This is a genomic window from Kocuria sp. CH-021 (genome assembly GCF_049716185.1).
Classification (GTDB): domain Bacteria; phylum Actinomycetota; class Actinomycetes; order Actinomycetales; family Micrococcaceae; genus Kocuria; species Kocuria cellulosilytica.
Genome location: NZ_JBNAFK010000001.1, coordinates 154,944 through 181,305 on the forward strand (window position 1 = coordinate 154,944; position 26,362 = coordinate 181,305).

Annotated in this window: 21 protein-coding genes; 11 read left to right on the plus strand and 10 right to left on the minus strand. The window is 73.6% G+C overall.

Features of this window, described 5'->3' with window-relative positions:
• Positions 1-47: 47 nt before the first annotated feature.
• Both putP and ACPYN7_RS00695 read right to left on the minus strand, forming a co-directional pair.
• On the minus strand, positions 48-1,544 hold the full coding sequence (gene putP, locus ACPYN7_RS00690) for a sodium/proline symporter PutP (protein WP_424346396.1): 1,497 nt from the start codon (positions 1,542-1,544) through the stop codon (positions 48-50).
• Between the two features lie 152 nt (positions 1,545-1,696).
• On the minus strand, positions 1,697-3,178 hold the full coding sequence (locus ACPYN7_RS00695) for a helix-turn-helix domain-containing protein (RefSeq protein ID WP_058872444.1): 1,482 nt from the start codon (positions 3,176-3,178) through the stop codon (positions 1,697-1,699).
• Between the two features lie 163 nt (positions 3,179-3,341).
• Here ACPYN7_RS00695 and aceA point away from each other — a divergent pair, with 163 nt between their 5' ends.
• Together aceA and aceB are read left to right on the plus strand one after the other, a co-directional pair.
• On the plus strand, positions 3,342-4,625 hold the full coding sequence (gene aceA / locus ACPYN7_RS00700) for an isocitrate lyase (RefSeq protein ID WP_058872445.1): 1,284 nt from the start codon (positions 3,342-3,344) through the stop codon (positions 4,623-4,625).
• Between the two features lie 138 nt (positions 4,626-4,763).
• Positions 4,764-6,437 (plus strand): malate synthase A, encoded by a 1,674-nt coding sequence (aceB, locus tag ACPYN7_RS00705; RefSeq protein ID WP_424346458.1) that lies wholly within the window; start codon positions 4,764-4,766, stop codon positions 6,435-6,437.
• On the opposite strand, the gene gluQRS is transcribed toward aceB, so the two are convergent.
• Positions 6,359-7,360 carry a tRNA glutamyl-Q(34) synthetase GluQRS gene (gluQRS, locus tag ACPYN7_RS00710; protein ID WP_424346397.1) on the minus strand — a complete coding sequence of 334 codons (1,002 nt, stop codon included), beginning with the start codon at positions 7,358-7,360 and terminating at the stop codon, positions 6,359-6,361. The genes aceB and gluQRS overlap by 79 nt on opposite strands.
• A 40-nt stretch (positions 7,361-7,400) precedes the next feature.
• Here gluQRS and ACPYN7_RS00715 point away from each other — a divergent pair, with 40 nt between their 5' ends.
• Positions 7,401-8,294, plus strand: coding sequence for an MBL fold metallo-hydrolase (locus tag ACPYN7_RS00715; protein ID WP_424346398.1), 894 nt, complete (start codon positions 7,401-7,403; stop codon positions 8,292-8,294).
• On the opposite strand, the gene ACPYN7_RS00720 is transcribed toward ACPYN7_RS00715, so the two are convergent.
• Positions 8,227-9,075: a phosphatase PAP2 family protein gene (locus ACPYN7_RS00720; protein ID WP_424346399.1), complete on the minus strand. Its 849-nt coding sequence runs from the start codon at positions 9,073-9,075 to the stop codon at positions 8,227-8,229. The genes ACPYN7_RS00715 and ACPYN7_RS00720 overlap by 68 nt on opposite strands.
• A gap of 129 nt (positions 9,076-9,204) precedes the next feature.
• Between ACPYN7_RS00720 and ACPYN7_RS00725 the strand changes: the two genes are divergently transcribed.
• Complete coding sequence (locus ACPYN7_RS00725; RefSeq protein WP_424346400.1) at positions 9,205-10,212, plus strand: o-succinylbenzoate synthase; 1,008 nt, start codon at positions 9,205-9,207, stop codon at positions 10,210-10,212.
• Here ACPYN7_RS00725 and ACPYN7_RS00730 read toward each other — a convergent pair.
• A complete protein-coding gene (locus tag ACPYN7_RS00730; protein ID WP_368824813.1) occupies positions 10,203-10,607 on the minus strand; it encodes a hypothetical protein in 405 nt (134 codons plus the stop codon). The two genes, ACPYN7_RS00725 and ACPYN7_RS00730, sit on opposite strands and share 10 nt — an antisense overlap.
• Before the next feature lie 444 nt (positions 10,608-11,051).
• Between ACPYN7_RS00730 and ACPYN7_RS00735 the strand changes: the two genes are divergently transcribed.
• Together ACPYN7_RS00735 and menD are read left to right on the plus strand one after the other, a co-directional pair.
• Positions 11,052-13,250 carry a PhoX family protein gene (locus tag ACPYN7_RS00735; RefSeq protein WP_424346401.1) on the plus strand — a complete coding sequence of 733 codons (2,199 nt, stop codon included), beginning with the start codon at positions 11,052-11,054 and terminating at the stop codon, positions 13,248-13,250.
• A gap of 120 nt (positions 13,251-13,370) precedes the next feature.
• On the plus strand, positions 13,371-15,146 hold the full coding sequence (menD, locus tag ACPYN7_RS00740) for a 2-succinyl-5-enolpyruvyl-6-hydroxy-3-cyclohexene-1-carboxylic-acid synthase (protein ID WP_424346402.1): 1,776 nt from the start codon (positions 13,371-13,373) through the stop codon (positions 15,144-15,146).
• A 111-nt stretch (positions 15,147-15,257) separates the two neighbouring features.
• On the opposite strand, the gene ACPYN7_RS00745 is transcribed toward menD, so the two are convergent.
• The 5 genes from ACPYN7_RS00745 to ACPYN7_RS00765 form a co-directional block, all read right to left on the minus strand.
• Positions 15,258-16,643 (minus strand): MFS transporter, encoded by a 1,386-nt coding sequence (locus ACPYN7_RS00745; RefSeq protein ID WP_424346403.1) that lies wholly within the window; start codon positions 16,641-16,643, stop codon positions 15,258-15,260.
• Positions 16,644-16,894: 251 nt separating this feature from the next.
• Positions 16,895-17,710 carry an amino acid ABC transporter ATP-binding protein gene (locus ACPYN7_RS00750; RefSeq protein ID WP_424346404.1) on the minus strand — a complete coding sequence of 272 codons (816 nt, stop codon included), beginning with the start codon at positions 17,708-17,710 and terminating at the stop codon, positions 16,895-16,897.
• Between the two features lie 10 nt (positions 17,711-17,720).
• Positions 17,721-18,515: an amino acid ABC transporter permease gene (locus tag ACPYN7_RS00755; RefSeq protein WP_058872455.1), complete on the minus strand. Its 795-nt coding sequence runs from the start codon at positions 18,513-18,515 to the stop codon at positions 17,721-17,723.
• Positions 18,516-18,592: 77 nt separating this feature from the next.
• Positions 18,593-19,438, minus strand: coding sequence for an ABC transporter substrate-binding protein (locus ACPYN7_RS00760; RefSeq protein WP_424346405.1), 846 nt, complete (start codon positions 19,436-19,438; stop codon positions 18,593-18,595).
• A gap of 124 nt (positions 19,439-19,562) precedes the next feature.
• Positions 19,563-21,017, minus strand: coding sequence for an isochorismate synthase (locus ACPYN7_RS00765; protein ID WP_424346406.1), 1,455 nt, complete (start codon positions 21,015-21,017; stop codon positions 19,563-19,565).
• Positions 21,018-21,138: 121 nt separating this feature from the next.
• Between ACPYN7_RS00765 and ACPYN7_RS00770 the strand changes: the two genes are divergently transcribed.
• From ACPYN7_RS00770 to ACPYN7_RS00790, 5 genes are all read left to right on the plus strand, one after another.
• Complete coding sequence (locus ACPYN7_RS00770; RefSeq protein ID WP_082696874.1) at positions 21,139-21,852, plus strand: demethylmenaquinone methyltransferase; 714 nt, start codon at positions 21,139-21,141, stop codon at positions 21,850-21,852.
• A complete protein-coding gene (locus ACPYN7_RS00775) occupies positions 21,849-23,144 on the plus strand; it encodes a geranylgeranyl reductase family protein (protein ID WP_424346407.1) in 1,296 nt (431 codons plus the stop codon). The genes ACPYN7_RS00770 and ACPYN7_RS00775 overlap by 4 nt, the downstream gene beginning before the upstream one ends.
• 11 nt (positions 23,145-23,155) lie before the next feature.
• Positions 23,156-24,223, plus strand: coding sequence for a polyprenyl synthetase family protein (locus tag ACPYN7_RS00780; protein ID WP_424346408.1), 1,068 nt, complete (start codon positions 23,156-23,158; stop codon positions 24,221-24,223).
• Positions 24,224-24,312: 89 nt separating this feature from the next.
• Positions 24,313-26,088, plus strand: a complete 1,776-nt coding sequence (locus ACPYN7_RS00785; RefSeq protein WP_424346409.1) for a sodium-dependent transporter — start codon at positions 24,313-24,315, stop codon at positions 26,086-26,088.
• Positions 26,085-26,234 carry a methionine/alanine import family NSS transporter small subunit gene (locus ACPYN7_RS00790; protein ID WP_082696875.1) on the plus strand — a complete coding sequence of 50 codons (150 nt, stop codon included), beginning with the start codon at positions 26,085-26,087 and terminating at the stop codon, positions 26,232-26,234. Before ACPYN7_RS00785 ends, ACPYN7_RS00790 begins: the two co-directional genes overlap by 4 nt.
• The last annotated feature ends 128 nt before the right edge of the window (positions 26,235-26,362 follow it).

Here is a 26,362-nt window from a genome sequence, read left to right on the forward strand (position 1 = left end):
CCCGTTCCGGCGTGCGGAACGGGCCCCGGCGCGCGGGCTGCGAGAGGTCAGCGGCTGGCCATCTCGTCCTGCGCCGCGTGGGTGAGGCGCACGGCGTCGTCGAACTCGCGCTCGACCTCCTCGTCGCGCCGGTAGGTGGCCTTCGAGACCAGCACGGCGGAGACGAGGCCCACGACGAAGCCGGGGATGATCTCGTAGAGGTCGGCCCACGGGGTCACGGTCCACACGAACACGGTGACCGCGCCCAGGACCATGCCGGTGATCGCGCCCAGGTTCGTGAGCTTGCGCCAGAACAGGGAGAGGATCACCACCGGGCCGAACGAGGCGCCGAAGCCGGCCCACGCGAAGGCCACGAGGCCGAGGATCGTGTTGTTCTGCTCCCAGGCCAGGAACGTCGCCACGACGGCGACGGCCGCCACGCCCGCGCGGCCCATCCACACCTGCTTGCGCTCGGACGGGGACTCCTTGACGGTCAGCTTGTACAGGTCCTCCACCAGGGCGGAGGAGGAGACGATGAGCTGGGAGGAGACCGTGGACATGATCGCCGCGAGCACGGCCGCCAGGACGAAGCCCGCGACGACGGGGTGGAAGAAGACCTGCGCGAGGTCCAGGAACACGGACTCGGGGTCGGTCGGGCTCTCGTCGGGGCGGTTGCCGTAGTAGGCCAGCCCGACCAGGGCGGTGGCGACCGCGCCGATGACGCTCAGCACCATCCAGCTCAGCCCGATCCGGCGGCCGGTCTTGGCGTCGGAGGGGGAGCGCATGGCCATGAAGCGCACGATGATGTGCGGCTGGCCGAAGTAGCCGAGACCCCACGCCAGGGCCGAGACGACGCCGATCACGGTGGCGCCGCGCACCAGCGAGAGGGCGTCCGGGTCCACCGAGGTGATGTTCTCCGCCATCTGCCCGAAGCCGCCGACGTTGATGATGCCGACGACCGGGACCATGATCAGGGCGATGAACATCAGGATGCCCTGCGCCACGTCGGTGTAGGTCGCGCCCAGGAAGCCGCCGAAGAGCGTGTAGGCGATGGTCACGCCCACCACCAGGAGCAGGCCGGCGTGGTAGGTCGAGCCGAAGGAGGACTGGAAGAACAGCCCGCCGGCGACCATGCCGGAGGAGACGTAGAACGTGAAGAACACCAGGATGATCAGACCCGAGACGATGCGCAGCAGCCGGGACCCGCTCTTGAGCCGGTTGTCCAGGAAGGACGGGATCGTGATCGAGTTGTGCGAGACCTCGGTGTAGGAGCGCAGCCGGGGCGCGATGAACTTCCAGTTGACCCACGCGCCGATGATCAGGCCGATCGCGATCCACGCCTCGACCAGGCCGGAGAGGAAGACCGCGCCCGGCAGGCCCAGGAGCAGCCAGCCGGACATGTCGGAGGCGCCGGCGCTGAGCGCGGCGACACCCGGCTTGAGGTTGCGCCCGCCGAGCATGTAGTCGTCGAGGTTCTTCGTCCTGCTGTTGGCGTAGAGGCCGATGCCGATCATGGCGGCGAAATAGATGACGATCGCGATCGTCTGGGATATCTCTTGGGTCATGGTGTCCTTTCCGCCCGGAGCCGGCCCGGTGGAGCGCAGCGTCCAGGGGGGTGGGTGGAACAAAGGTCCCACAGGACTTTACGCCCGCTCCGAGGCAGTGGCCAGCCACTACGGGTATAGGCACCGGGGCGCCGGCACGGCGGGCGGCCCGCTCAGGCGTCGTCGTGCGCCTGCAGGAACTCGTAGACCTCGCGCTCGTCGACGCCCGGGAAGGCCCCCTCCGGGAGGGCGGCCAGCACGTGCGAGTGCGCCCGGGTGTTGGGCCAGGCGTGGCCCGCCCACACGCGGCTGAGCTCCTCGGGCGGACGCCGGCAGCACGAGGGGTCGGGGCACGTCGACACGGTGCGGTGCGGGGTGTCGCGGCCGCGGAACCAGCGGGCGTCGGTGAAGGCGACGCCCACGCCGATCGAGAACGCGCCCTGGCCCGAGAGCTCCGTGCGCGTGGAGCACCAGTACGTGCCGGAGGGGGTGTCCGTGTACTGGGCGAACGCCGTGAACTGGTTGGGCTGGTCGAACACGGTGCGCCCGGACCACTTGCGGCACGAGATCTGGCCCTCGATCGCGCCGGTGTGGTCCGTGGGGAACGCCAGGCCGTTGTTCTCGTAGGCCTTGTGGATCACCCCGGACGAGTGCACCTTGTGGAAGTGGGTGCGGATGCCCAGGTGGCGGGTCGCCAGGTTCGTGAAGCGGTGCCCCGCGGTCTCGTGCGAGACGGCGAAGCGGTCCTTGAGGTCCTCCAGGAACAGGTCCCGGTTCCGCTTGGCCTCGAGCAGGAACGGGACGGTCTTGTCCTCCGGCAGCATCACCGCGGCCGCGAAGTAGTTGCTCTGCACCCGCTGGGCGAGGAACTCGGCGTAGTCCTTCGGGGGCTCGTGGCCCAGCACCTGGTGGCCCACGGCCTGGAGCAGCACCGCGCGGGGGTCGTGGTCCGCCCGCGGGCTCTGCACGAGGTAGATCCGCCGGTTGAGCAGGTCGGTCACCGAGCGCGTCGAGTGCGGCAGGTCGGTCACGTGGTGGATGCTGTAGCCGAGCCGGCCCACCATCTCGGAGATCACGGAGTTGGACACGGGGCCCGATGAGTAGCCGCCCAGCGTCAGCAGCTCCTTGGCGGCCTGCTCCAGGTCGGGGAAGTAGTTGTCCTGCTCCCGCATGAGCCGGCGCAGCTGCACGTTGGCCCGGCGGGCCTCCTCCGGGGTGGCCGAGTTCTTCTCGAGGGCCTCCGCCAGCCGCTCCTGCAGGCCCACGAGGGCCTCGAGCACCTCGGTGGACAGGGCGGAGCTGACGCGGACGGTCGGCAGCCCCAGCTGCTCGTAGAACGGGGAGCGCTGGGCGCGCTCGAGCTGGATCTCGAGCGCCTCGCGACGGTTCCCGGGCTCGGCCCCGAGCAGGGCGTCCACGCTCGTGCCCAGGACCTCGGCGAGGCGCTGCAGCAGGCTCAGCCGGGGCTCGCGCCGCCCGTTCTCGATCACGGACAGCTGCGACGTGGCGGTGCCGGCCCGGTCCGCGAGCTCCGCGAGCGTCAGCCCCCGGTCCTTGCGCAGCGCCCGGATGCGCCGGCCGAGACCGATCAGGTCGGTGGTGCCGGACTGCTCGGCCGACGTCGGTTCCTCGTAGCCCCAGGCGCTGGTCGTCATTTCTTCACCCTATGTGAAAAACGACGAAAGTTCACGAGGAAATGTGGGGTTCACCCGGTCCGAACTGGGGCAAAGTGGGATGTGTCACCACGGGAGAGCGAACTTCCCGGTGACCCACAAGCCGACGAGCACCCGTCCACGGACCACTCAACGAGGAGCCGACATGTCCTACCCCAACGCCCCCAAGACCGCCGACGAGATCCGCCAGGAGTGGGACGCCGATCCCCGCTGGGCGCAGATCACCCGCGAGTACACGGCGGAGGAGGTCGTCCGCCTGCGCGGCACGGTGCAGGAGGAGATGACCCTGGCCCGCCGCGGCGCCGAGCAGCTGTGGGAGAAGCTGCACACCGAGGACTTCGTCAACTCCCTCGGCGCCCTGACCGGCAACCAGGCGGTCCAGCAGGTGAAGGCCGGCCTCAAGGCCATCTACCTCTCCGGCTGGCAGGTCGCCGGCGACGCGAACCTCGCGGGCCAGACCTACCCCGACCAGTCGATCTACCCCGCGAACTCCGTCCCGGCGGTCGTGCGGCGGATCAACAACGCGCTGATGCGCGCCGACCAGATCGAGCACTCCGAGGGCACGAGGACCGTCGAGGACTGGCTGGTCCCGATCGTGGCCGACGCCGAGGCCGGCTTCGGCGGCCCGCTCAACGCCTACGAGCTCATGAAGTCCATGATCGCCGCCGGCGCGGCCGGGGTGCACTGGGAGGACCAGCTGGCCTCCGAGAAGAAGTGCGGCCACCTGGGCGGCAAGGTGCTCATCCCCACCCAGCAGCACGTCCGCACCCTCAGCGCGGCCCGGCTCGCGGCCGACGTCGCCGACGTCCCCTCGCTGATCATCGCCCGCACCGACGCGGAGGCGGCCACCCTGATCACCTCGGACGTCGACGACCGCGACAAGCCGTTCGTCACCGGGGAGCGCACCGCGGAGGGCTACTACAAGGTCCGCAACGGCCTCGAGGCCTGCATCGCCCGCGGCAACGCGTACGCCCCGTACGCCGACCTGCTGTGGATGGAGACCGGCACCCCGGACCTCGAGCTCGCCAAGAAGTTCGCCGAGGGCATCCACGCGGAGCACCCCGACCAGATGCTCGCCTACAACTGCTCGCCGTCCTTCAACTGGAAGAAGCACCTGGACGACGCCACGATCGCGAAGTTCCAGCGGGAGCTGGGCGCGATGGGCTTCAAGTTCCAGTTCATCACCCTGGCCGGCTTCCACGCCCTGAACTACTCGATGTTCGACCTGGCCCACGGCTACGCCCGCAACCAGATGACGGCCTACGTGGAGCTGCAGGAGCGGGAGTTTGCGGCCGAGGAGCGCGGCTACACCGCCACCCGGCACCAGCGCGAGGTCGGCACCGGCTACTTCGACCTGGTCTCCACCGTCCTCAACCCGGAGTCCTCCACCACGGCGCTGGCCGGCTCCACCGAGACCGCCCAGTTCTGAGCTGAGCGGCGGCGACCGGCCGGGGGCCCGACAGGGTCCCCGGCCGCACCGCATCCGACGACGACCCGCTCCGGTCCGCACCGGAGCCGCCCCACCCGATCTTCCCCAGGACACTCTTCAGGCGAGGAACCAGCCATGATGACCATGACCAGCAATCCCGTGACGATCAACGGCGTGACCCTGACCGGTCACCACGTCCCCCGGCAGAACAGTGTGCTCACCCCCGACGCGCTCGGCTTCCTGGCGGCCCTGCACCGCGAGTTCGAGCCCCGCCGCCGCGAGCTGCTGGCCGCGCGCGAGGAGCGGCGCAAGGCGATCGCCCGCGGCACCGACCCCGCCTTCCTGCCGGAGACGCGGCGGATCCGCGAGGACGACTCCTGGCGCGTGCCGCCGCCCCCGCCCGGGCTCGAGGACCGCCGCGTGGAGATCACCGGCCCCACCGAGCGCAAGATGACCATCAACGCCCTCAACTCCGGGGCGAAGGTGTGGCTCGCGGACATGGAGGACGCCAACACCCCGCACTGGACCAACGTGGTCACCAACCAGCTCAACCTCATCGACGCGCTCGAGGGGACCATCGAGTTCACCAACCCGGACGGCAAGAAGTACACGCTGAAGAACAAGGACGCCCGGTCCAACCCGACCGTCGTGGTGCGGCCCCGCGGCTGGCACTTCGAGGAGAAGCACCTGTCCGTGCGGGACGAGCCCATCGCGGGCGCCATCGTGGACTTCGGCCTGTACTTCTTCCACAACGCCCGCCGGCTCAAGAAGCTCGGGCTGGGCCCGTACTTCTACCTGCCCAAGACCGAGTCCCACCAGGAGGCGCGGCTGTGGCACGACATCTTCAGCCGTGCGGAGTCCATGCTCGGGGCGGACCGCGGCACCATCCGCGCCACCGTTCTCATCGAGACGATCACCGCGGCCTTCGAGATGGAGGAGATCCTGTACGAGCTCGGCGAGCACGCCGCGGGGCTCAACGCCGGGCGCTGGGACTACATCTTCTCGATCATCAAGAACTTCCGGACCCGCGGACCCCGCTTCATCCTCCCGGACCGCAACGCCGTGACCATGACGCAGCCGTTCATGCGGGCCTACACCGAGCAGCTCGTGCGGGCCTGCCACCGCCGCGGGGCGATGGCCATCGGCGGGATGGCCGCGTTCATCCCCTCGCGCCGGGACGAGGAGGTCAACCGCACCGCGATCGAGAAGGTGCGGGCGGACAAGACCCGTGAGGCGAACGACGGCTTCGACGGGTCCTGGGTGGCCCACCCGGACCTGGTGCCGGTGTGCCGCGAGGTCTTCGACGAGGTGCTCGGCGAGAAGCCCAACCAGCTGGACCGGCTGCGCGAGGACGTGGTGCCCGACGACAAGGCGCTCATCGACATCGCCTCCGCCGAGGGGAAGATCACCGAGGAGGGGATCCGCAACAACATCGAGGTGGGGATCCGCTACATCGAGGCGTGGCTGCGCGGCAACGGCGCGGTGGGCATCCACAACCTCATGGAGGACGCCGCGACCGCTGAGATCTCCCGCTCGCAGATCTGGCAGTGGGTGAACACCCGGGCCATCACCGACGAGGGCGAGGAGATCACCCGGGACTGGGTCCAGGAGCTGATGGAGGAGGAGTTCGCGCGGATCGAGCGGGCCGAGGGCGACCGGTTCGACGACGCCCGCTCCATCTTCGAGGAAGTGGCCCTGGGCGACGACTACCCGGCGTTCCTGACCACCCCCGCCTACGAGCGCTTCCTGGCCGAGCCCGAGGACCCGCACGCCCCGGAGGAGGCCGAGGCCTCCGCGTCCGCGCGCTCCTGAGCGGTCCACCGGGCCGGGTCCCCGACCCAGGGCTCCCGGGGCAGGACGTCCTCGTCGAGGACGGCGAGGACGTCCCGGGCCGTCCGGACCGGACCCGGGAGGCGCAGCGACGCGGCCATCCGGGCCAGCACCTCCTCGGCGCCGTGGCCCGCCGCCGCGAGCTCGGCGAGGGTCACGGCGCCGTCGCGCTTGGCGAGGCGCTGCCCGTGCGCGTTGAGCACGAGCGGGACGTGCACCCACTCCGGCTCGTCCAGCCCGAGCACCGAGGCCAGGTACGCCTGCCGGGGGGTGGAGGGCAGCAGGTCGTCGCCCCGGACCACCTGGTCCACGCCCTGGTGGGCGTCGTCCAGGACCACCGCGAGGTTGTAGGCGGGGCGGCCGTCGTTGCGCAGCAGCACGAAGTCGTCGACGAGCCCGGTGTACGCCCCGGCCCAGCGGTCCACGACCGTGCGGGAGCGCACGTCCGCGCGCAGCCGCACCGCGGGGGGCCGCTCCCGCCGGCGCCGTGCCCGCTCGGCGTCGCCGAGGTCCCGGCACGTGCCCGGATAGGCGCCCGGCGCCCCGTGCGGCGCGCTCGCGGCCGCCTGGATCTCCCGGCGGGTGCAGAAGCACTCGTAGGTGCGCCCCGCCGCGGTGAGCCGCTCCACCACGGCCCGGTGCTCGGCCTCCCGCGAGGACTGCAGCAGCGGCGGGCCGTCCCAGTCGAGGCCGAGCCGGGCGAGGTCCGCCAGCTGCCGCTCGGCCGACCCCGGCCGCACCCGGTCGATGTCCTCGACGCGCAGGACGAAGCGCCGGCCCGTCGAGCGCGCGAGGGCCCACGCGAGCAGCGCCGTGCGGAGGTTGCCGAGGTGGAGGTCCCCGGAGGGCGACGGAGCATAGCGGCCGGCGCCTCCGACCGCACGGTCCGAGGCGGAAGTGGTCATGGGTGCCAGGATAGCCAGCGGCGGTCGGTACCCTGGTCGAGTGGCGCGCATCAACGAAATCCGCGACGGCGTCTTCGCCGTGAGCACGGACAACTGGAGGCTCAACTCCGGTGTCGTGCTCGGGACCCGGCGCGCCCTCGTGATCGACACGGGAGCGGGCCCGCGCCAGGCCCGGGAGATCCTGGGCGCCGTCCGCTCGCTCACGGGCCTGCCGCTGACGGTCGTGAACACCCACGCCCACTACGACCACTTCCTGGGCAACGCCGTGTTCCAGCGCGCCGGGGCCGAGGACTTCTGGGCCCACCGCGGCTGCGCGGCGGCGATCGAGGCGCACGGGGACTTCCAGCGCTCGTTCGTGGGCATCCACGAGCCCGAGATGGCCGCCGCCGAGGGACCGGACACCCGTCTCGTCGTGCCCAACCGGCACCTGCCGGGCACGGGCCGGCGCCCCGCGCTCACCCGGGTGGACCTGGGGGAGCGCGCGGCCGTGCTCTTCTCCTTCGGGCCGGGCCACACCGACAACGACCTCTGCGTGGGCGTCGACGACGTCGTGTTCACCGGGGACCTCGTGGAGCAGGGCGCCGACCCCAGCTTCGACGACTCCTATCCGCGGGGCTGGGCCTCGGCCCTCGAGAACCTGGCCGCCCTCGACCGGTACCAGGTCTTCGTCCCGGGCCACGGCAACCCCGTGGAGCGCGGCTACGTGCTCCAGCAGGCCCGGCTCATGCGCACGGCGATCGACCGGGTGGACGCGAGCGAGGCCGCGGCGGCGCAGCCCGACGGGATGCGCCCCGTGACCGCCTCGATGTTCCGCCTGCCCTACAACGCGGGGGCGGCGCGGATCCTGCTGGACCGGCTCGAGCGGATCAGGGCCGAGGACGCCGCGACCGAGGAGCTTGCAGCGCTGTCAGTGCCGCAGCCGCCAGCAGACTGACGCCCAGGATCGCCGCGCACGCCGCGACCGCGGCCCAGCCGCCGCCCGGGACGCGCAGGGCCGCCCAGAGCGGCAGCAGACCGGTGAGGATCGCCCCCGCGCCGAGGACGGCCAGGAGGGCGGTCAGGCCCCCGCCCGGCGCCGGGCGCTCCACGGGCCCGGTCAGCCGCAGCACCAGGCCGCCCAGGGCCGCCCAGCCCGCCACGACCAGCAGCGACGCCACCACGTCCGAGGGCCGGTGCCAGCCGTTCAGCAGCGTGGCCACCCCGGTCGCGGTCATGGCGCCCGCCCCGAGGAGCGCGACGAACGGCCGGGACGGGGCGGGCGCCGCGAGCAGCACCACCGCCACGGCGGCGGCCGCGGCGGCCGTGTGCCCGGACGGGAAGGAGTTGACGGCGGCCTCCTGGATCCCGAGGTCGGGCTTCTCCAGCAGCACCCGCTTGAGCAGCTGGACCGTCAGGTTGGAGAGCAGGACCACCGCCGCCCCGACCACGGCCGGGGCGAGGCGCCGGGAGCGCACGGCCAGGACCGCGAGGCACAGGGCCGAGACCGCGCCCACCGCCCACGGGACCGCGTCGAGCAGCTGGCCGACACGGTCGGACAGGTCCGGGAAGGCGTGGTTCGCCTGGCGCAGGGCCAGCTCGTCGAGCCACTGCCCGGTCGCCGTGGTCAGGGCCACGACCCCGACCAGGGCCGCCCCCGCCCACGCGGCGGCGGCACCGAACAGGTGGCCCAGGACCTGCAGGACGGTGGGGACGGGGCGACGGGTGGTGGTGGTCATCGAGCTCCTGGGCGGTGGGGCGGGGCGTGCGGGTGCCGGCACGGCCACGGCCGTGCTGGCACCCGCGGAACCCTCATTCTTCCACGCACGCATCGGAGCAGGCTGAGAAGCGACCCCTAGGCTGGGGGCATGCTCTCCGCCGCGGACCTGCCCCCGCTCGACGACCTGCTCGCGGACGCGCACGTCGTCGCCCTCCCGATGCGCGTGCGCTTCCGCGGCATCGACGTGCGCGAGACGGTGCTCCTGCGCGGCCCCGCGGGGTGGGGGGAGTTCGGCCCGTTCCCGGAGTACGGCGACGCCGAGTCCGGCGCGTGGCTGCGCGCCGCCGCCGACGCCGCGTGGCACGGCTTCCCGGCGCCCCGGCGCACGCACGTGCCCGTCAACGCGACCGTGCCCGCCGTGCCGGCGGTCCGGGTCCCGGACGTTCTCGCCGGCTTCGGCGGCGGTGTGCGCGCGGTCAAGGTCAAGGTCGCCGAGCGGGGCCAGGGCCCGGAGGACGACGACGCCCGGGTCGCGGCGGTGCGGGCCCTGCTGCCGGAGGCGGAGCTGCGGGTGGACGCGAACGGCGGCTGGGACGTGCCCACGGCGCTCGAGGCCCTGGAGCGGCTGGGGCGGCACGGGCTCGCGTACGCGGAGCAGCCGGTGCCCACGATCGAGGGTCTCGCGGCCGTCCGGGCGGGCCTCGCCGACCGGGGCGTGCCGGTGCTGGTGGCCGCGGACGAGTCCGTGCGCAAGGAGAGCGATCCCCTGGCGGTGGCCCGGGCGGGCGCCGCCGACCTGCTCGTGGTCAAGGCGGCCCCGCTCGGCGGGGTGCGCCGGGCCCTGGAGGTGGTCGCGCAGGCCGGGCTGCCCGCGGTGGTCAGCTCCGCCCTGGACTCCTCGGTGGGCATCCGGGCGGGTCTCGCGCTCGCCGCCGCCCTGCCCGAGCTGCCGTACGCGTGCGGGCTCGGGACCGTGTCCCTCATGCGGGCGGACGTCCTGCGGGATCCGCTGCGGCCGGTGGGCGGGATGCTCGAGCTGCGGGACGCGGTCCCGGACCCCGCGCTGCTGGAGCGCCACGCGGTGCCCGCCGACCGGCGCCGGTGGTGGCTGGAGCGGGTGCGCCGGGTGCACGCCCTGGTCGCGGCTCAGGGCTGAGCGGCGCCTCCCAGGACCTCGGCCCGCAGCCGGTCCAGGTCCACGGGCTCGCCCTCGCGCAGCCCGTGGCGGCGGACCCACGCCCGGGCGGCGCGCCAGACGTCGTCGCAGCCGAGCTCCACGTCGGGGTGGGCGGCGCCGATCCGCGTCTGGGCCGGGTGCTCGGGGTCGTCGCCCGTGAAGGAGAAGACCGCCACGGGACTGCAGGCGAGGCCCACCACCCCGCGGACGGAGGCGATGACGCGCCCGTGCAGGCAGTCCCCCGGGTGCAGGTCCCAGGCGCGGTGGACGTGCCGGCAGTCCACGGCCGCGCGCCGGTGCCCGTGCGCGTGGCGGTGAGCGGGTTCCCAGTGGTCATGCGGGGTGATCGGTGCCGGCCCCGGTTCCGTGTGCATTCCGCGCCTCCCTCGACGGCGTCCGGCCCGCCCGCGTCCGTCCACGGTGGCACGGCCCGTGGGCGGGTGGGGCAGAAGGAGGGGGGTCTTCCGGAGTTCCCGGTCACGGTCCGGGGCGCTGGACGGATGGGGACGGCCTGACGGCACGAGCATCCCAGAACCGGCGCGGGGACGGAATCGGCCGGCCCAATGTTTCTTCGAGTGAACACCCACCGATCCCGGGTGCTCGGCGTCCGGGGCCCGCCGCGGGCCGAGCGCCGCCGGCCGTCATCTGCGAGCGGCTCCGGAGCCGCGCGGCGCGTTCCACTCCCCGCCCGGTCACCGCCCGTTAATGTGTGCTTCACCTCGGCGCCCCCCGGGCCCCACACGGCGGTGGTGCAGTGGACTCGCATCCGACATCTGCGGCCGCGGACGCCCGCGGCCCCGACCCTCCCTGGGGGAGCCATGACCGACACCGCCAAGCGCACCTTCCTCCCGCTGCTGGGCCACACCCGTGGCAAGCGCAGCCCCCTCACCTGTCAGCTGAAGTGCGGCAGCGCCTGCGCCGGCCCGGAGTGCAACACCTCCGGCAACGGCTATTTCCGCGACATCGCGAGCGCCGCCCTGACCCGCCGGTCCGCTCTGGGCCTGGGCGCCGCAGCGGCCGTGACCGTCGGCGTCGCCGGGGCCGTCCCCGAGGCCGCCCAGGCCCACGGCCGCGGCCGCACCGGGCTGTCCTTCGCCCCGATCTCCCCCGTGCCGAACACCGTGGACGACCTCACGGTCCCCGAGGGCTTCGACTGGTCCCCGATCATCCGCTGGGGCGACCCGCTGTTCGCCGACTCCCCCGAGTTCGACCCCTATGCGCAGACGCCCGAGGCCCAGGCGCGCCAGTTCGGCTACAACTGCGACTACCTCGACATCCTCCGCGACCGGGGTGGGCGCACGGCCGTGCTCGTGAGCAACCACGAGTACACCAACGAGAACCTCATGTTCCCGGCCGAGCAGCAGGACGACCTCCAGCGCGTGGCCGGGGTGGCCCTGGCCGCGCACGGCATGTCCGTGGTCGACCTGACCCGCGCCGGAGCGGGAAAGCCCTGGTCCTACGTCCGCGGCGGCGCCCGGAACCGGCGCATCACGATGAGCACCCCCTTCCGGGTGGACGGGCCCGCGGCGGGCTCCGACCTGCTGAGGACCCAGGCCGATCCCACCGGGGAGCTGGTGCTGGGCACCCTCAACAACTGCGCCGGCGGCACCACCCCGTGGGGCACGGTCCTGTCCGGCGAGGAGAACTTCAACCAGTACTTCAAGGGCAACGGCTCGCCCGAGCAGCAGCGCTACGGGATCTCCGCCGAGGCCCCGAGCCGCCGCTGGCACGAGGTCGACCCCCGCTTCGACTCGACCCTGCCGGGCTACGAGAACGAGCCCCACCGCTTCGGCTGGGTCGTGGAGATCGACCCGCAGGACCCGGCCTCCACCCCCGTCAAGCACACGGCCCTGGGCCGCTTCAAGCACGAGGGCGCCAACGTGCGCGTGGCCGGGGACGGGACCGTGGTGGCCTACTCCGGCGACGACGAGCGCTTCGACTACCTCTACAAGTTCGTCTCGGCCCAGAAGTACGTCGAGGGCGACCGCGCCCACAACATGACGCTGCTCTCCGAGGGCAGCCTCTACGTGGCGCAGTTCACCGGGGACACTGCGGCCGAGATCGACGGCTCCGGGCGGCTGCCCTCCGACGGCGCGTTCGACGGCTCCGGGCGGTGGCTGCCGCTCCTCGTGGACGGGGAGTCGGCCGTGGACGGCATGTCCCCCGAGGAGGTCCTGGTGTTCACCCGCCTGGCCGCGGACCGGGCCGGCGCCACCAAGATGGACCGCCCCGAGGACGTCGAGCCCTCCCCGCACACCGGCAAGCTCTACGTGGCGCTGACCAACAACACCGACCGCGGCACCCCGGGCAAGGCGGGCCCGGACGAGGCCAACCCGCGCACCCAGAACCGCGACGGCCACGTGCTCGAGCTCACGGAGCGGAACGGCTCCGCCGCCGCGCTGGAGTTCGACTGGAACCTGCTGATCGTGGCCGGGGACCCCTCGAAGAACGCCTCGGCGTACTTCGCCGGGTTCCCCGCGGACCGGGTGTCCCCGATCTCCTGCCCGGACAACCTGGCCTTCGACTCCGCGGGCAATCTGTGGGTCTCCACCGACGGCGCCCCCGGGACCATCGGCTACAACGACGGGCTGTTCAAGGTAGGCCTGTCCGGACGCGAGCGCGGCAACGTCGAGCAGTTCCTGGCGGTGCCCCAGGACGCGGAGACCTGCGGTCCCGTCGTCCACGACGACGACCGGATGGTCTACGTCAACGTCCAGCACCCGGGGGAGGACGGCTCCTTCGAGGAGCCCCGCTCCTACTTCCCGGACTACGTCGTGGAGACCCGCCAGGGCGAGGGCGAGTGGTCCCTGCCGCGGCCGTCCGTGGCCCAGGTCTTCGCCGTGGGCCGGGGTGGGGAGCCCGAGTTCCCCGGTGCCATCCACGACGGGCCGGGCCGGGGCCGCAACCAGCACAAGCGCCGCAAGAACGGCGAGCGCGGGCCCCGCTACCGCGGCTACCGGGGCAAGGCCACCCCGGAGACGAGGACGGCGGCGAGGACGGCGGCCCGCTCCTACTGAGCCCTGCCTCCCGGGCCCTGTCTCCGGTGTTCTTCCGGAGGCGCCGCGGGGCCCACCGCTCCCCGGTGCGCCCCGCGGCGTGCCGGGGAGCGGTGCCCGGCCGGACTACCCTGGTCTCCTGTGACCACACCGTCCCTCGACACCGCCCGCACCGTCCTGGAGGAGCTCGTCGACGCCGGGATGCGGCACCTCGTCGTCGCCCCCGGCTCCCGGTCCGCGCCGCTGGCCTACGCCGCGGCGGCCGCCCAGGCCGCCGGGGCGCTCGAGGTCCACGTGCGGGTGGACGAGCGGGGCGCGGCGTTCACCGCCCTCGGCATCGCCCGGGCCACCGGCCGGCCCGCCGGGGTGCTCACCACCTCCGGCACGGCCGTGGGCAACCTGCTGCCCGCGGTGCTGGAGGCCGACCACGCCGAGGTGCCGCTCGTGGTGCTCTCCGCGGACCGCCCGCCGGAGCTGCGGGGCACCGGTGCCAACCAGACCACCCGCCAGCCGGGGATCTTCGGCGACCACGTGCGTGCCGCCGTGGACCTCCTCCCGGAGGACGACGTGCCCGCCCGTCTCGCGGGGGTCCTCGACGCCCTGGCCGGCCGCGGGCCGGAGGGACCCCGGCCCACGGGGCCGGTCCAGCTCAACGTGGCCCTGCGCGAGCCGCTGCACCCGGGGCCGGAGGACGGCCCCGAGCTCGCCGCCCGGGCGGCCCGGCTGGCCTCCCGGAGGGGAGCCCGGCCGGACCCGGGCCCGGCCGCCGTGGCCGCCGGGCCCGTCCGCGCGCCGCGGCCGGATGCGGGAACGGCGTGCTCCGTGGTGGTCGCCGGGGACGGCGCCGGTCCCGCCGCGGCCCGCTTCGCCGCGGCGTGCGGGCTGCCGCTGCTCGCGGAGCCGTCGTCGAACGCGCGGTGCGGCCCGCACGCCGTGGGGGCCTACCGGCTGCTCCTGGACTCCCCGCTGGGCCGGCGGATCGAGCGCGTCCTGCTGGTGGGCCGGCCCACGCTCTCCCGTCCGGTCGGGGCCCTGCTCGCCCGGGAGGACGTCGTCACGGCGGCCGTGCGGCCGGCGCCCGTGGCCTGGTTCGAGCCCGGGCGGCGCCGCGAGCGGGAGCTCACGAGCTGGACCGAGGCGGCGGCCTTCACGGGCCGCGGCGCCCCCGGCTGGGCGGACGCCTGGCGGCAGGCGGGTGCTGCCGCGGACGAGGCCGTCGTGCGGCTGCTCTCCGCCGGGACTCCGGCCACGGGCCCGGCCGTGGCCGCCGCCGTGTGGGAGGCCTGCCGGCGGGACGGGGCCGTGCTGGTGGCGGGCTCCTCCAACCCGGTGCGCGACCTGGACCTCGCCGCCCGGCCCGGCCCCGGGTCCCCGCTCGTGCTCGCCAACCGCGGGCTCGCCGGGATCGACGGGACGGTGGCCACCGCCACCGGCGCGGCCCTCGGCACCGGCCGGCCGGTCCGCACCCTCCTGGGCGACCTGACGTTCCTGCACGACGTCTCCTCCCTGCTGCTGGGCCGGGGCGAGCGCGAGCCCGACCTGCAGCTGGTGGTCGTCAACGACGGCGGCGGAGGGATCTTCACGACCCTCGAGCACGGGGCCCTGGGGGAGCAGGAGGAGTACCGGGCGGTCGTGGAGCGGTTCTTCGGCACCCCGCACGAGGCCCGCCTCGACGCCCTGTGCGCCGGCTACGGCGTGGCCCACCGGCGCGCGGAGAGCCTCGCCGAGCTCGACCGGGCGCTCACCGCGCCCGTGCGCGGGCGATCGGTCCTGGAGATCGTGGTGGACCGGAGCGGCCTGCGGGACCTGCACGCCGGGATCCGCGCCGCCGTCGCGCAGGCCATTGCGCAGGCCGCCGGGCAGGCCGCCGGGCAGGCCGTCGCACAGGCCGCCGCACGGCCCGCCGGCGAGCGCTGAGGGGCTCGCGCCGGGCCGGTGCCGAATCCGGAGGAGCGCGTCCCGGACCCGGGACGCGGACGGGCCCCGTCCCCCGGGGAGGGGGACGGGGCCCGGAGGCGGGGGTACGGCTCAGCCGCGGACGGTGGGCGACTGGTGCCCGGCGGGGACGTGGTGCTCGACGAGCTCCTCCACCTGGTGCTCGGCCTCCTCCAGCTTGCGCTGGTGGGGCACCACGAGAGTGACGACCGCACCGAGCAGGGCGACACCGGCGAAGACGTAGAACGCCTGGGGGCCGCCGAAGCCGGCCGCGGCGAGCCAGCCGCCGATGATCGGGCCGAAGATCCCGCCGAACCGGCCCATGCTGGCGCAGAAGGCCACGCCGGCGGCCCGGGCGTTGGTGGTGTAGTAGTTCGACTGGAACCCGTAGACCAGGACCTGGGTGCCGATGGTGCCCACGCCGGCCACGCCGATGAAGACGAGCAGCAGCGGCAGCGGGAAGCTGAACGTCATGAGGATCAGGGCCACCGCGGCCAGGGCGAACGTGGTGGCGATCATCCGCTGCGGACCGGTGCGGTCCGCGAAGCGGGAGGCCAGGAGACCGCCGACCAGGGCGGACCCGTTGAGCACCAGGACGAAGTACAGCGGGCTGAGGCTGTGCCCGTAGCCGTTCATGATGACGGCGAGCCAGGTGTTGAGCCCGTAGGTGAGCAGCAGGCCGCAGAAGGACATGAAGCCCAGCAGGATCGAGGCCAGGGCGAACTGCTTGGAGAACACGGCCGCGTAGCCGGTCCGGCGCGGTGCCGCGCCGACCTTCCGGATGACCTGCTCCTCGATCAGCGGGACGCCGGTCCGGAGGGCGACGGCCTCGGCCCGCTCGGTGTGGCCGCGGGCCAGCAGCCAGCGCGGGGACTCGGGGAGCTTCCACAGCATGAGCGGGACCAGCAGGACGAGGGGGAGGGCGCCGATCATGAACAGCCCGCGCCAGCCCAGGTCGGTGAGCAGGGCGATGCCCACCACGGCGGCGAACACGCCGCCGGCGGGGATGCCGGAGTAGACGATGCCGTTGTAGAACTGCCGGCGGCCGCCGGGGGCGAACTCGGCCATGGTGGCGCCGGCGGTGGCGATCACGAGGCCGAGGCCGATGCCGGTGAGGAAGCGCATCGCGCCGAAGGCGAGCACGCTGGTGCTGAGCGCGGTGACGAACATGCCGACCGAGAACCAGGCGACGCCGGTGATCAGCAGCCGGCGCCGGCCGAAGAAGTCGCCGACGGCCCCGCAGATGAGCGAGCCGATGAGCACGCCGATCAGGGCGTAGGAGCCCACCAGGCCGGCGACCGCCGGCTCCAGGGTGCCGATCTGCGTGGGGTCGGCGAGCAGGCCCGGCAGGACCACGCCGTAGACGACGAGGTCGTAGCCGTCGAAGAGCAGCGCGAGACAGATCACGAACGCCACGAAGCGGGCGGTCCTCCGCTCGAGCTGCGGGTTCTCCGCGATGTCGATGTGTGGTTGGGTCATGTTCCCCGGACCTCTCTGGGCAGCGCGTGGACAAGGCAGGAAGGCGGGGGAGCCGAGAGCGTTCCCCCTGGTGCTCTCCAGCCTGACAGAGCTGTGATCCGGGTCATATGAGGCAAAGACCCAGGGATCCACCAGGGGGGCATTCAGTGCTTCAGGATATCGATGGGGGTGTCCGGGGTGATTGCGGATATGAGTCCGGGCCCGTCGTCCGAGGACGACGGGCCCGGGGCGTGCTGCTCAGTGCTCGGTGCTCACCGCTCCGGCGCCTGCACCTGGGTGGGGTTGAGCACGCGGGCGAGGAAGGACTGGGTGCGGGGCTCCTTCGGCTCGCCGATGACCTGCGCGGCGGGGCCCTCCTCGACGACCACGCCGCCGTCCATGAAGACGACCTTGTCGGCGACGTCGCGGGCGAACTCCATCTCGTGGGTGACCACGAGCATCGTCATGCCCTCGGCGGCGAGGTCGCGCATGATGGCCAGGACGTCGCCCACCGTCTCGGGGTCCAGGGCGGAGGTGGGCTCGTCGAAGAGCATCAGGGACGGGTCCATGGACAGGGCCCGGGCGATGGCCACGCGCTGCTGCTGCCCGCCGGAGAGCTGGTCGGGGTAGCTGTCGGCCTTCTCGGACAGGCCCACGCGCTCGAGGTTGCCGCGGGCGATGCGCTCGGCCTCGGCCTTGTCCCGCTTGAGCACCTTGAGCTGGGCCACGGTGCAGTTCTCGAGGACGCTCAGGTGCGGGAAGAGGTTGAACTGCTGGAAGACCATGCCCACGTGCCGGCGCATCCGGTCGACGTCGGCCTCGGGGTCGGTGACGTCGAAGTCGCCGATCGTGATCCGGCCCTGCTGGGGCGTCTCGAGCAGGTTGACGCAGCGCAGCAGGGTGGACTTGCCGGAGCCCGAGGGGCCGATGAGGCAGACCACCTGGCCGGCGCCGACGCTGAGGGAGATGCCCTTGAGCACCTCGAGGGAGCCGTAGGACTTGTGCAGGCCCTCGATCACGACGGAGGCGGCGCCGGCGAGGCCGTCGGCGGGGCCGGGCTGCGGGCTGGGGGAGGATGCAGTGCTCACGGTCGGACTCCTAGGACTTCTTCATGCGGTCGGTCTTGGACTCGAAGCGTCGGGTCAGGATGCCCAGGGGCACCGTGATGACGAGGTAGGCGACGCCCGCCACCACCAGCGGGGTGAGGCCGGCGCCGGCGCTCGAGATGGCCTCGCGGCCGTACTTGGTGAGCTCGTACTGGCCCACGCCCATGCCCAGCAGGTAGACCAGGGACGAGTCCTTGGTCAGCAGGATCACCTCGTTGGTCAGCGGCGGCAGCACGATCCGCAGGGCCTGCGGGATGACGATGGTGACCATTGCCCGGGCGTGGGACATGCCCAGGGAGCGGGCGGCCTCGTACTGGCCCTTCGGCACGGCCTGCAGGCCCGCGCGCAGGGACTCGGCGATGTAGGCGGCGGCCACGAGGCCCAGGGCGATCATGACCGTGACGTAGTGGTTGAAGCGGAAGCCGAAGGCCAGCGGGATGCCGTAGCCGAAGGCGAGGAAGACCAGCAGGGCGGGCACGCCGCGGAAGAACTCGATGTAGAGCGTGGCCAGCCACCGGTAGGGCGCCACGGAGGAGAGCTTCATGAGCGCGAGCACCACACCGCCGGTGAGGCCCACCACGAAGCCGAGGAACGTGTAGATGAGGGTGTTCTTCAGCGCCACGACGAGGATGCCGGGGAACTGCTGGGCCGCGATCGCCGGGTTGAACACCTTCTCGACCAGCAGCGGCCAGTCCGCGATCGCGATCAGTGCGAGGGCGAGGAGGATCAGGACGGCGTACTGGACGCCGCGGGAGAGACGTGCTCTCTGGTGCATGGTCATGGCCATGGATGGGTCCGTTCTGGGTGGTACGGGTGGGACGGTGTCGGGGCCGGCGTCCCGGGTGCGGGTCACCGGCCCCCGGGTCAGTTCTCCTGGACGGGGATCCACGTCTCGACGATCCGCTCGAGCGTGCCGTCCTCCTCGATGCGGTCCAGGGTGGCGTCGACCGCCCGGAGCATCGCCTCGTCGCCCTCGGCCACGGCCACGCCGAGCTGGTCGTCGAGCTCCGCGGTCTCCTGGACCACGAAGTCCGGGTCGTCCTGGGCGTGCTGGGCGATCGCGGTGACGTCGTCGAGCACCGCGTCCACGCTGCCGGTGCTGAGCCCGGTGAACAGCGTGGTGGCGTCCTCGAACTGGACGGTGTTCAGGCCGAGTTCCCGCGCCTGCGTCTCGCCGACCGTGCCCTGCATGACCCCGACCCGCACCTGCTCCTCGCGGGCGGCGTCGATCGAGTCGACACCGTCCTCGCCGTCGGTCACGAGGCCGACCTCGTTGTCGTAGTAGGGGTCGGAGAAGTCCATCACCGTCTGCCGCTCCTCGGTGATGGACAGGGCGGAGATCGCGACGTCGCACTGGTCGGTCTCGAGGGCCGCCCCGGACTGGATCGACTCGAAGGCGAGCGTGACGTTCTTCATCTCCACCCCGAGGTCCTTCGCGATCTCCCGGCCGAGGTCCATGTCGAGGCCGACCATCTCGCCGCTCTCCTCCATCTCGAACGGCGGGTAGTTGGACTCCGAGCACACGGTGAGGAACCCGGGCTCCACCAGGGCCACGGCCGAGGACGAGGTGGCCCCGGCGGTCTGCCCGCCGCCGTCCGCGGCGTCCCCGGAGGGGCTCTCGGACGTGCAGGCGGTCAGGGCCAGGGCGGCGACGGCGGACAGCGCCGCCAGGGCGTGCGCGCGGGACGGGCGGGTGGTCGGACGGGGCATGCGGAGATCCTCCGGTGGGAGCAGTGGTCGTCGGCGCGGTCGGGCCGGGCACGGGGCCGGCCCTGCGGGGCGGTGGCCCCGACCGTGTTCGGGCACCAGGATACGGTGCGATCCCCGTAGCGGCTCAGCCGGCGGACAGGCCGGGGGCGGGCACGAGGCGCTCCGGCGCCCCGGCGGCCCGCTGCCCCAGGGCCTGGAGCATGGGCCGCAGCTTCGCCCAGGTCTCGGCCAGCTCGGACTCGGGGTCGGAGGCGGCCACGATGCCGCAGCCCGCGTAGAGCCGCACGGTGCGCTCGTCCTCCTGCACCGCCCCGCGCAGGGCGATGCCCCAGTCCCCGTTGCCGGCCGCGTCGAGCCAGCCGACGGGACCCGCGTACAGTCCCCGGTCCATCTGCTCCAGCTCCGGGATCGTGGCGGCGGCCACGGCCGTGGGCGTCCCGCAGACCGCGGCGGTGGGGTGCAGGGCCTCGGCGAGCTCGAGGGAGGACGGCGGGTCCCCGGCCGGGCCCGGCCGCAGCGCGGCGGTGACGTCCGAGGCCAGGTGCCACACGTTGGGCAGCTCGAGGATGAACGGCTCCGGGGAGGTCGTGACGGCGTCCGTGTAGGGGGCCAGCGACGCCTCGAGGGAGTCGATCGCGAACCCGTGCTCGTGCTGCTGCTTCTCCGACTCCCCGAGCACCCGCGCGGCGTAGTCGTGCGGGTCCTCCCCGGGAGGCGCGGCGTCCCGGTCCAGGGTGCCCGCGAGCACGCGGGCGTGGGCGACGCCGTCCAGCACCCGCACCAGCATCTCGGGAGTGGCCCCCATCAGCCGGCCCGCGCCGGAGGGGTCCCCGCCGAGGCCCACGCAGTACGTCCAGCACTGCTCGTAGCGCCGGGCGAGGTCCCGGACCACGGCCACGGCGTCCAGCGGGGCGTCCGTGCGCGCCACGACGTCCCGGGCCAGGACGAGCTTGTCGAGCCCGCCCGCGCGGATGCGCGCCACGCCCTCGCGCACCGCCTCCGTCCACTCGTGCTCGCCCAGCGTGCCCGGGGACAGCCGGACCACGGCGGGGGCCGCGGGAGGATCGCCGGCGGCGGACGCCCGGCCGGGGACGGAGCCGGCGCGGCGCAGCCACGCGGCCGCGACGTCGTCGGTGCTCAGCGCGAAGGGCGTCCCGGGGGCCACGGCCACCACGAGGCTCGCCCACGCGACGTCGCCCCGGCGCCCCACGAGCAGCTCCGGGACCACGAGCCCGGAATCCACGGCGGAGCTGGTCGCGAAAGTGAACGCCCCGAAGGCGGCGAGCCCGGTCCCGGGCACGCCCACCCGGTCCTCGACCACGGCGGCGGCGGCGACGTCGTCCCACCACACGCGCGCGGCCGTGAACCGGTCCGCGCCGCGCACCGTGTGCTCGGCGGCCCGGCCCCACGCCACCAGGCCGCGACCGTCCACCGTCCAGGTGAGCAGCTCCGGCCCCGCCAGCAGCTCCCGCAGGTCCGGCAGGGCCGCGGGGTCCGCGCCGAGCGCGGACAGCGGCACCGTGAGGGCGTGCAGCACGGGGACGGCGGCGGGATCGGCGGCGGGGTCGGTGGAGGACATCGCCCACCAGTCTAAGCCGCCCGCCGGACAGCCCCGGGCCCGGCGGGCGCGGGCCGGTCCGGCGACGGGTCCGGGGGAGGGACCGGGCGGGGGCGTCGGAGCGAGGTGCGACAATGACCGGGTGAACCGAGCAGACCTGTCCAAGCAGCCGCACGAAGTCTCCGCCATGTTCGACGACGTGGCGCCCCGCTACGACCTCGTCAACGACATCCTCTCGCTGGGGCGGACCCGCGGATGGCGCCGGGCCGTCGCGGAGGCCGTCGGCGCCGTCCCGGGGGAGCGGGTCCTCGACCTCGCCGCCGGGACCGGGACCTCGTCCGAGCCGTACGCGGACGCGGGCGTCGAGGTCGTGGCCGCGGACCTCTCGCTCGGGATGCTCGAGGTGGGCCGCGCCCGCCGCCCCGACATCGAGTTCGTCCAGGCGGACGCCACGCGGCTGCCGTTCGCCGACGCCTCCTTCGACGCCGTGACCATCTCCTTCGGGCTGCGCAACATCCAGGACTTCCGCCGTGCGCTCGCCGAGATGCTGCGGGTCGTCCGCCCGGGCGGGCGGCTCGTGATCGGCGAGTTCTCGACCCCCACGGCGGCCCCGCTGCGCACCGTCTACACGGAGTACCTCATGAAGGCGCTCCCCGGGATCGCCGCGCGCGCGGCGTCCAACCCGGAGGCCTACCGCTACCTCGCCGAGTCCATCGCGGCGTGGCCGGACCAGGAGGACCTCGCCGCGGAGATCCTCGCGGCCGGCTGGACCGGGGTGCAGTACCGCAACCTCACCGGCGGCATCGTGGCCGTGCACCGGGCCGTCAGGCCCACCGCGGACGCCCCCGCCCGATGAGGGCCCTCGTCCTCGGCGGCGGGCCGGCCGGCGCCACGGCCGGGTACTGGCTCGCGGCGCACGGCATCGAGGTCACGGTCCTGGAGAAGACCGCGTTCCCGCGGGAGAAGGTCTGCGGCGACGGGCTGACCCCGCGCGCCGTGCGCGAGATGCAGCTCATGGGCCTCCCGCACGGGCCCGAGCTCGGCTACGCCCGCAACCGGGGACTGCGGCTGGTGGCCCGCGAGCGCAGCGTCGAGGTGCCGTGGCCCGAGCTGAGCGACTTCCCGGCCTACGGGCTCGTGCGCACCCGGCTGGGCTTCGACGAGCAGCTGGCCGGGCACGCCCGCGGCGCGGGGGCCCGGGTGCTCGAGCGCCGGGCCGTGACCGGGGTGCTGCGCGACGGCTCCGGGCGCGTCGTCGGCGCCCGCGCCAACGTCCTCGACGCCGCCGGGCGGCGCACCGGCGAGACCGAGGAGCACCGCGCCGACGTCGTGCTCGCCGCCGACGGCAACTCCTCCCGCGCCGCGGTGTCCGCCGGGCTGCACAAGCGCGACGACCGGCCGATGGGGGTCGCGGTGCGCGCCTACTACGAGTCCCCGCGCTCGGACCTGGACTGGATGGAGGGCTGGCTCGAGCTCACCGACGGCACCGACCCGGACCGGGCCCTGCTGCCCGGCTACGGCTGGGTCTTCGGCGTCGGCGACGGCACGGCCAACGTGGGCCTCGGGATCCTGGACAGCTCCCCGGCGTTCGGTGCCCTGGACTACCGGAAGGTGCTCGCCGACTGGACCGCCTCCATGCCCGCCGAGTGGACGTTCGACGACGAGCACCGCCGCGGGCGCGTGCTCGGCGCGGCCCTGCCCATGGCCTTCAACCGCACGCCGCACCACGTGCCGGGGATGCTGCTGCTGGGCGACGCCGCGGGCCTCGTCTCCCCGTTCAACGGGGAGGGCATCTCCAACGCCATGGAGTCCGCCCGCTACGCCGCCGAGCACGTCGTGGCGGCCGCGGCCGCCCACGGACCGGCCCAGCGCGAGCTCGTGCTCGCCGGCTACCCCGGCCGGGTCCGCCAGGAGTGGGGCGCCCACTTCACGCAGGGCCGGGTGCTGGCCCAGCTCATCGGCAGCCCCGCCGTGATGAAGGCCGCCGTGCGCACCGGCATGGCCGTGCCCGCGCTGATGCGCTTCGTGGTCCGGGTCATGACGGAGCTCTCCGACCGGCCCGCCGCCACGTGGGAGGACCGCGTGGTCGCCCTCCTCGACGCCCTCACGCCCGCGACCGGCAACACCCGCCCCCCGAAAACTCGCTAGAGTGGTGGACCGTGACTGAAACCTCCTCCTCGAGCGCCGACGGCCCCGCCACGGGCCTCGGCACCGATCAGGTGAGGCTGCCCGCCGGCTTCGACCTCATCGCGTCCGACGACCGGCTGGGCCCGGTCGTGCTGCGGTCGCTCGCCCGGATCGAGGAGCGGCTGGACGACGCGGTGCGCAGCGCCGACCACCTGGCCGACGTCACCTCCCGCCACCTGCTCCAGGCCGGCGGCAAGCGGGTGCGGCCCCTGCTGACCGTGCTGGCCGGGGAGATCGGCGGCGGCATCAACGACGCCGTGCTCGAGTCCGCGGCCGTGGTCGAGCTCACCCACCTGGCCACCCTCTACCACGACGACGTCATGGACTCCGCGCCGCTGCGCCGCGGCGTCGCGACCGCCCAGACGGTGTGGGGCAACTCGGTGGCCATCCTCACCGGCGACCTCATCTTCGCCCGCGCCTCGTCGATGGTCTCCGAGCTCGGCCAGCGCGCCCTCAGGATCCAGGCGGACACGTTCGAGCGGCTCGTGCTCGGCCAGCTGCACGAGACGGTCGGCCCGCGCGAGGGGCAGGACCCGCTGGAGCACTACCTCGACGTCCTCGCGGGCAAGACCGGCTCGCTCATCGCGGCGTGCGGCCACTTCGGCACGGTCCTGGCCGGGGCCGAGCAGGACGTCGTGGACGTCATGGTCGAGTACGGGGAGAAGGTCGGCATCGCCTTCCAGCTCGCCGACGACGTGATCGACGTGACCGGCGAGGACGAGGTCTCCGGGAAGTCGCCCGGCACCGACCTCCGGGAGGGCGTGCCCACCCTGCCCGTGCTCATCCTGCGCCGGATGGCGGGGGAGGGCGACGCCGAGGCGGTGCGCGTCCTCGAGCACCTCGACTCCGACCTCACCTCGGACGAGGCCCTGGCCCGGGCCGTGGCCGCGGTCTCGGGCCACCGCGCCACCGAGGAGGCGTGGCGGATCGCCCGGCAGTGGGCCGACGAGGCCATCGCGTCGCTCGAGCCGCTGCCGGACACGGTGGCCAAGCGCGCGCTCGTGGCCTTCGCGCACGCCGTCGTCCACCGCGAGGCCTGAGCCGGCCCGCCGTGCCGGATGTGGTTCCCGCGGTGCCACGGGCTAGCCTGTAGCCGTCCGCAGACCACTTCCCGCACCCGAGGACGACCATGACCCCACAGTCCCCACCCGGCCGTGCCGCCGCGCCCCGCGAGGCGTTCTCCAGCCGCACGGTCTTCATCCTGGCCGCGATCGGCTCCGCCGTCGGCCTCGGCAACATCTGGCGCTTCCCCTACATCGCCTACGAGAACGGCGGCGGGGCGTTCCTGATCCCGTACCTCGTCGCGCTGCTCACGGCCGGGCTGCCGCTGCTGATGCTCGAGTACGGCATCGGGCACCGCTTCCGCGCCTCGGCCCCCCTGGCCTACCGCCGCCTGCACCCCAAGACCGAGTGGATCGGCTGGTGGCAGATGGGCATCAGCTTCGTGATCGCCGTCTACTACGCCGTCATCCTCGGCTGGGCGATGCTGTACACCTACTTCTCGTTCGGCAAGGCCTGGGGCGACGACCCCGGCACCTTCTTCCTCTCGGAGGTCCTGCAGAGCTCCGAGGAGATCACCGTGGGCCTCGACTTCGTCCCGAACGTGCTGGCCGTCACCGCGGTCGCCTGGGTCGCGCTGCTCGTGGTGCTCCTGCTCGGCGTGCAGAAGGGCATCGGCCGGGTCAACCTCGTGCTGATCCCGCTGCTGGTGCTGATGTTCCTGACCATCGTGGTCATCGCCCTGACGCTGCCGGGCGCCGCCGACGGCCTCAACGCCTTCTTCACGCCGAACTGGGCGGCGCTCACCGACAGCGCCGTGTGGGTCGCCGCCTACGGACAGATCTTCTTCTCGCTCTCGGTGGGCTTCGGCATCATGATCACCTACTCGTCCTACCTCAAGCCGAAGACGAACCTCACCGGCTCGGGGCTCGTGGTCGGCTTCGGCAACTCCAGCTTCGAGATCCTCGCCGGCATCGGCGTCTTCGCGGCGCTGGGCTTCATGGCCGGGGTCTCCGGCGTGGGCGTGGACGAGGTCGCCACCTCGGGCATCGGCCTGGCGTTCATCGCGTTCCCCACGATCATCTCCCAGGCGCCGCTCGGCACGCTCCTCGGCGTGCTCTTCTTCGCGACCCTCACCTTCGCCGGCTTCACCTCGCTCGTGTCGATCGTCGAGGTGGTCGTGGCGGCCGCCCAGGACAAGCTCGGCCTGCGCCGGCGCACTGCCGTGCTGGCCGTCGTGGTGCCCATGGCGCTGATCTCCCTGTCCCTGTTCACCACCACCACGGGGCTGAACCTGCTGGACGTCACGGACAACTTCGTGAACCAGTTCGGCATCGTCGCCGCCGCGCTGGTGTCGATCATGCTGCTCACGGCCGGCTTCTCCGCGCTGCCCACGCTGCGGGACCACCTGAACTCGGTGTCCTCCTTCAAGCTGGGCCGCACCTGGATGGTGGTGGTCGGCGGGATCACCCCGATCATGCTGGGCTACATCCTCATCAACACGCTCACCACCACCCTGGCGGAGGGCTACGGCGGGATGCCCGCGTGGTTCGTCAACACGTTCGGCTGGGGCACGGCCCTCGCGATCGTCGTCGTCGCCCTGCTGCTCTCCCGGCTGCCGTGGCCGGCCGCGTCCGCGGCCTCGGACCTCAGCCCGTCCCCGGCCATCGTCGACGCGTCCGTGGACCGGCGCCGGCTGCAGGGCGGCCAGCCGCTCTCGCGCTGGTCGGACACGGCCCTGCGCACCCCGGCCCTCGACCAGGACTTCTCCTACCGGGCCCTCGCCGAGGGCACGGCCGGGTCCCCGGGCCGGCACGCGGAGGTCCCCGCCGAGGGGGCCGGCCGGGCGCCCTGGAGCTCGGGCACCCCGTCCAGCACCACCGGATCCCAGGAGGACCCCCGATGACCACTCCCGCCATCATCATGCTCGTCGTCGCCGTGTGCACGGTGTGGGGCGGCTTCATCGCCGCCGTGCTCCACCTCCGGCGCACTCCGGAGGTCGACGAGAACGATCAGGGCTTCGGCAGCGACGACTACGTCCGCACCACCTGAGCCGCGCCGGGTCCCCGGCACCGCACGCAGGAGGCCCCCGGCGCCGCACGGCGCCGGGGGCCTCCTGCGCGCCCGGGCCGCGGCACCACCCGCGCGGCCCCTGCGACGGCCCCGGCGACGGTCCGGCG